We start from the raw sequence: 5,657 nt of genomic DNA on the forward strand, positions 1-5,657 counted from the left end.
GCTTAGGCATATCTAATAAAAAATCAAACGCTTCCGCCTTGATCTTCGTATTTATTTCATTCAACTCTAAATTTTCCAGATTTGATGCAGTTTTTAAGACATCTATCTCTATCAGCGATTTCATGTTTTTCAGTTCTAATTGTTTCAAGTTATCCATAGCAGAAAAATCGCATAGCTTCTCCACTCTGGATAAAGACAAACTCAAAAACTCCAAATTCTCGAATCTACTCAAGAAGGAAACATCCTCTAGTTTTGCAATGGATGATAGCTCTAACATCTTTAAGGTTCGAACGTTGAGTACATCCAGATCACAATTCACGTTACAGTTATCGATAAGGAGATATTCTATGGGGATCTCTTTGACAAAGTTCAATTGTTCAACTGTGCACTGAAGGATTATGCTGCTGAGATTTTTACAGTTTCCTATGGGAGACAAATCATCGAATTTGCCACTTAATTCCAAGTGCTGAAGTTTTTGAAAACTACTTATAAAATCGATAGAAAGTGTTTGATCAGAATCAATTTTCAAAAACTCCATGTTTTTTAGGGCCTGAAGTTTATTTAAATCTTGCTTTTGTTTCATGCTTAGATGCAAGGCAGTTACGTTTTTCAATCCAGCTAAGATGTCTAGCATTTCAACTGAATAATCCCCTTTATTTCTGTAACTCCATATGTGCAAAATAAGATCAGGACGATGGGATAGGACCAGTTCATCTATTTTTACTAAATCCGCTAATTTATCTGAATCAAAAGCAAAACTGATCGTAGCTCGTCGCCTTAGTTTTTCAACAGCTGCTTTCATTTTTTTAGGCGTCCAAGGCACACCATGCATAGCATGTATCCACTCTTCACTCATAAGTTTACCCCTCGCTTCATTTTTCATATAATTGCAATTGATTGAACTTCATAGATCATATGGGTTATTCTAATATATGGCAATCATTTTTTGATTAAAGTTAGAGGAGAGGATATAAAGATGGATAAGGATCTATTGAAACAGCTCACTCTTTGGCATAACAAGAGCCAGCATGCAAAAATCATTAACAAAATTATGGATATAACCGAGGTAGACAGGGACTATGACTTAGTTTGCCTTTTGGCAAGAGCATTGAATAATCAAGAAAATTATAATGAAGCTATCCAATATTTTTTATCTGTGCAAGAGCAAGGCGAGCACGACCCTCTTTGGCATTTCCGAATAGGATATGCTTATTATTACCTTGAACAGTATAAGGAAGCGATTGTTGCTTTTGAACAAGCTGTAGCATTAGATCCTGAAGATTCACATGGCAGGACGTTTTTAGAAATGAGCCGCAACGCCGCTGCAAGAGCAGGAAATGAAACCATCCATATAGTAAACGTTGAAAAGGGGATGAGGATTGGGACTGACCCCCGTTTGTTAGAAGTTGAAGAAAAAATAAACCCATTTGGGCTAGTTGCGCATAATAATGGAAGCATATCAATGATTCTAGGTGTTGGCAAATATAAGCATGAAATATTTCAAACACGAGCCGAAGAAGGATGTGAAGGCAATGGCTATGATTGGGGTTCATTAGCAGCCGTGTTTCTTGAAGAAAAAATGCCTCACTTAGTTGATATCATACGATTTGACCCAGAAGCCGATACGTTCTGCATTTATACAGACAATAAAGAAGCCATACTTAGTTTTGCAATCGCCTTTAAGGAAGCATGTGATGATGACTCATTAATGAAAGACCTATTTTCACGAGCTGTATTAGACTGATTGGAAATATCAAGGTACAACACATCCTTTGTTGCATCTGTCCATTGAAAATAAAGTTTTAGACAACCGTTTTCCATATTGAACTAACGTGCCCGATAGCTTAGTTTTCGTTAATAAGTGATCATACTTTTATTTTGTTAATATCCATTTTTCCGGGTCCGGTGGTTTTGGTATCTGAACAATAGCTCTATCAGCGCGAAACCAAGCAGTATGTTGAGCTCCATTTAATTCATACGTTATCTGATAATGATCACCGAAAGCTTTAGCCCTTGAAGGCTTATTAAAAGGAGTCTGATTAGAACGGACTTTTTGAATAGTAACTATCATCCCTTCAATTGATTGAATTTTATCTTTTATTTCACTTTTATTCATCTTCACCTGATGTTTTCGGATTTGACCTAAGTATATAGCAAATATAACTCCAGTAATAATAATTATTATAAATAGATAAATGGAAATTTTTATGTATATTGGAATCATCTAAAAACTCCTTATCTCAACTTACTTTATCATACATACGTAAATCCATTTTGTAAGTTCCATATAATGTTGTGCCAGAACGAAAGGATGCGATAATAATGAAGAAATACAAGATCGATAGTTTTACCCGCGTCAGTGAACCGATTCGGACTCCCATAACGAAAATCGGAGGACAGCCAGTATGGCTAACAGAACCGCAATGGCCGCTTAGCAGCGGGTGGGACAAGCGCCCGATGATGTTTATCGGTCAGATTGAGCTGGATCAGCAATTATTCCCCACTCCAAGCGTTCCTGTTCCTCTGATGGCCTATCTCTTTGTTACGCATGCGCAAAATATAGAGGAAGGCTTCTTTGATCCTGATATTATCGATCCCGATGGCGGTGAAAATGCGATCATTATACAGCCCGGAGGTGAGCTCCTGATAGATACAGCCCCATTGGTTAACGGACCAACGCTGTGGGATAACAATGGCGAATCTTATGAAGGCATCCCTCAGTTGCAAGAAGCCCAAGACCCTGCATTTCTCGATTCCGATGCCTACTTCCTTCTCACTGAGGATGAGCGGAAAGCATATAACGCTGAAGTTGACGGCGATAAAATTGGTGGCGTGCCCTATTTTTTCCAAGGCGATGGTTGGCCAGATGACAGCAACTGGGGTTTGCTGCTACAATTGCATGCCAATTTCAAGCCTTTCTGCTTGCTGGTGGGAGCCTCACCGACGATTTTTGCATTTGTTAATGAGGATCTAACGACCGGAAAGCTAGTCATTCAGGATTGTTAGTAAGGAGCATAATTGCCAACCTTGTATATCCGATCCAAAGGCTATGATCAAGCCTGCATAACATATCGACAGGAGGATGTTAGATGCCACAATTAATTTTTAGAGGAATTCCAGCTGAGGGCATACGTGCAATTAGCGTACCGCTCGTAGAGGAGATGGCCGAAATATGCCAATGCGGAACGGATAATTTCACCTTAGAGTGCCTACACGTTACCGCTATATTCGACGGGAAATATACCGATTCGTACCCTTTCATCGACGTATGGTGGTTTGAACGGGGGGACGAAGTACGCGATAAGATGGCCGATGCAATCGATAGGCATATCCGGTCGCTCGGTATACCCGATCTGGAAATTTCCTTCCGGGTTGGCCGCGAGGACAATTTTTATATGAACGGCCGCCGTTATGATTCCTAGCTGAAGAAATAACGCATTATATATATCTTCACATTCTTCCCCAGTCGGCTGATAAAACCAGTGAAGCTAGTATCACTATAACGTACGACAGTTACTCTGCCATTTGGTTGGGATTTTATCGGAAGTGCTCATCCCCAAAACCATTGCAATCACTTATGATACGGTTCAGCTTAACGGGTTTATCGGCAGTCTTTCTGATGATTCAATATGCTAATGAGAAGGGTAAGGTAATCCGTTACTTCTCTAACAAAGCAACATTTAATCTTTTAGCCCCGATCTTACAATCAGCACTTGACCAATAAGTCACGAAACCAATCGCGATTGGCTTCCACTAAAATACCTCAATTATAAAGGGGGAATTTGTTATGGAAATAAATGAAAAAGTTCTTAAGGATATGGATTATTTTTGTAGAGTAAATTTGATTGAGATTATTAAAAAACTTTCACAGGAAGATTACGATGATATCCTCGAAAACAGAGACAGTGATGAGTTTTCAAAAAAGTGGATGGAAGTTTATGATCAAGTAAGTATGATCTTTAAAAATAATTCAATTGATCCTGGGTATGCACAAATTATTAAAAGGTTAAGGGAAAGAACTTTTAAAGCAATATTTGAGCATACACAGTCATCCGACATGGCAGCTTATTTATCAGATGATATTGGATTATTATTGGAGGCAATCGTATGTAATTATAATAATAGTTGGTTAAATGGATTATGGAAGAAATATRGTGAGGGTGAAATTCCACAAGGAAAAATATTGTTAGTTGATGGAAGATTAGACCAGTTAATCTAGTTTCTTCGTTGATAGATTTTGAGAAATTGTAGGCATTCTAATACTTGGGATCTTCTTTTTCAGGAATATAAGGAAATAAAGATCTGTTAAAATACGGGGATAAATAAATCATGCAGTTAGAGACAGCGTAGAGAAACCACATCACAAGGTATTGAGCTAATTAGACACGACAGTGAAGTAGCGGTGTTTCGGCTGTCGTTTTTTTAATTTGCTCAATTAACGGGCAGCATAGTTTCAATATATTTATACTTCATCCAGGAAAAGTGAACACACCTTTTATATTCCTATGTAGAAATCTCTCAGCAAATGAAAATATGGAAATTTACCGATAAGAAGTAGAAGACATACAGTAGCATATAACTTTCTAGAGGTGAAGAGCGTATGGGAACATGGAGTGCTGAGGTTTTTGGTAATGATACCTCGTGTGAGATCAAGGAATATTTCTATGAGCAGTACAATCGGGGTTCTGAAGTAACTCAGATTGTAAGCGAGTTACAAGAGAAATTTACTTATAGCTTAAATCATACAGATGATAGAAACAATGTATTATTTGCGTTGTCCTACTGCCTYTGGGAAACGAAATCCTTAGAGGATTCGCTGTTAGAGCAAGTCGCTCAGATCATTGAGAGTGGGAGTGACTTAACTGTCTGTGAACAGCTTGGAGCAAATGAACAATTTATTAACAAACGAAAAAAGTATTTACATACATTTATCGCCAAAATTAGCGTACCCAAAAGTATAGCAAAAAAGAGGGTCAAGCCACCAACGCAAGTTGAAAGTGATTATCACAATGGCAGCTGCCTTACTTTTAAATATCCCAGTGGCTTATACGGCGGCATTATCATTATCGACTGCGCCTTTTATCGTAACCGAGGTTCAATGCGCGTAGCATTCACCGATATTGAGCAGCAATCTGAACCCGATTATAACGATTTTCTAGACTCTCGTCTGACCAACTTCAGCTGGGAGGGAGTATGTGGACAGGCAAACAAGTATGCCGCCTTTGAGGGTAAGACTGCCCGCATTTCTACTTATCCGTTGAGCTATGATCATGCTAATGAGCGTGTTTCTTATTTTGAGTATAACGATATGTTTTTCACAATTGTGGGCGAGCTCCCTAAATACACCCAATGCCTACTAGCTACAATTAGCATTGGAGTCCATTACAATCTTGCTTATCCTGAGTTCGCCATCTCTATGGAAAAGACATTGCTACATTGGAAGCAAAATGAAGGCCTATACAGTGAAAAAGTTTCTGAGGAAACGATTACTAAATTAAATAACTTATTAGTCCTCAACAAGTAGCTATTTACGTCTTTTCATAATTAGTATGTAAGGAGTGTGAGAGTCTTGAACAAATCACTTGATATTAATAAACGGATGGCACCACCATGGCTTATGTATCCATACATAGGAAGATACAGCATTGGTTGGAGAA

Annotated in this window: 7 protein-coding genes; 5 read left to right on the forward strand and 2 right to left on the reverse strand. The window is 38.4% G+C overall.

Annotated elements, in window-relative coordinates; translation table 11 throughout:
- Positions 1-856, reverse strand: an 856-nt coding sequence (locus AC1DWN_RS26495) for a hypothetical protein (protein ID WP_477561885.1), incomplete at its 3' end; no start/stop codon positions are given.
- Between the two features lie 120 nt (positions 857-976).
- Here AC1DWN_RS26495 and AC1DWN_RS26500 point away from each other — a divergent pair.
- The gene (locus AC1DWN_RS26500; protein ID WP_477561886.1) at positions 977-1,744 is read left to right on the forward strand and encodes an Imm51 family immunity protein; all 768 of its coding nucleotides are present in this window, start codon (positions 977-979) and stop codon (positions 1,742-1,744) included.
- Between the two features lie 129 nt (positions 1,745-1,873).
- Here the strand turns inward: AC1DWN_RS26500 and AC1DWN_RS26505 are convergent, their stop codons facing one another.
- Positions 1,874-2,224 (reverse strand): hypothetical protein, encoded by a 351-nt coding sequence (locus AC1DWN_RS26505; RefSeq protein WP_477561887.1) that lies wholly within the window; start codon positions 2,222-2,224, stop codon positions 1,874-1,876.
- 98 nt (positions 2,225-2,322) lie between these two features.
- Between AC1DWN_RS26505 and AC1DWN_RS26510 the strand changes: the two genes are divergently transcribed.
- The 4 genes from AC1DWN_RS26510 (at position 2,323) to AC1DWN_RS26525 (ending at position 5,524) form a co-directional block, all read left to right on the forward strand.
- The gene (locus tag AC1DWN_RS26510; RefSeq protein ID WP_477561888.1) at positions 2,323-3,006 is read left to right on the forward strand and encodes a DUF1963 domain-containing protein; all 684 of its coding nucleotides are present in this window, start codon (positions 2,323-2,325) and stop codon (positions 3,004-3,006) included.
- An 83-nt stretch (positions 3,007-3,089) separates the two neighbouring features.
- Positions 3,090-3,422 (forward strand): DUF1904 family protein, encoded by a 333-nt coding sequence (locus AC1DWN_RS26515; protein WP_477561889.1) that lies wholly within the window; start codon positions 3,090-3,092, stop codon positions 3,420-3,422.
- Positions 3,423-3,787: 365 nt separating this feature from the next.
- On the forward strand, positions 3,788-4,219 hold the full coding sequence (locus AC1DWN_RS26520; RefSeq protein WP_477561890.1) for a hypothetical protein: 432 nt from the start codon (positions 3,788-3,790) through the stop codon (positions 4,217-4,219).
- 381 nt (positions 4,220-4,600) lie between these two features.
- Positions 4,601-5,524, forward strand: a complete 924-nt coding sequence (locus AC1DWN_RS26525; RefSeq protein WP_477561891.1) for a hypothetical protein — start codon at positions 4,601-4,603, stop codon at positions 5,522-5,524.
- Positions 5,525-5,657: the final 133 nt, after the last annotated feature.

The organism is Paenibacillus sp. P4_A7 (genome assembly GCF_056402455.1).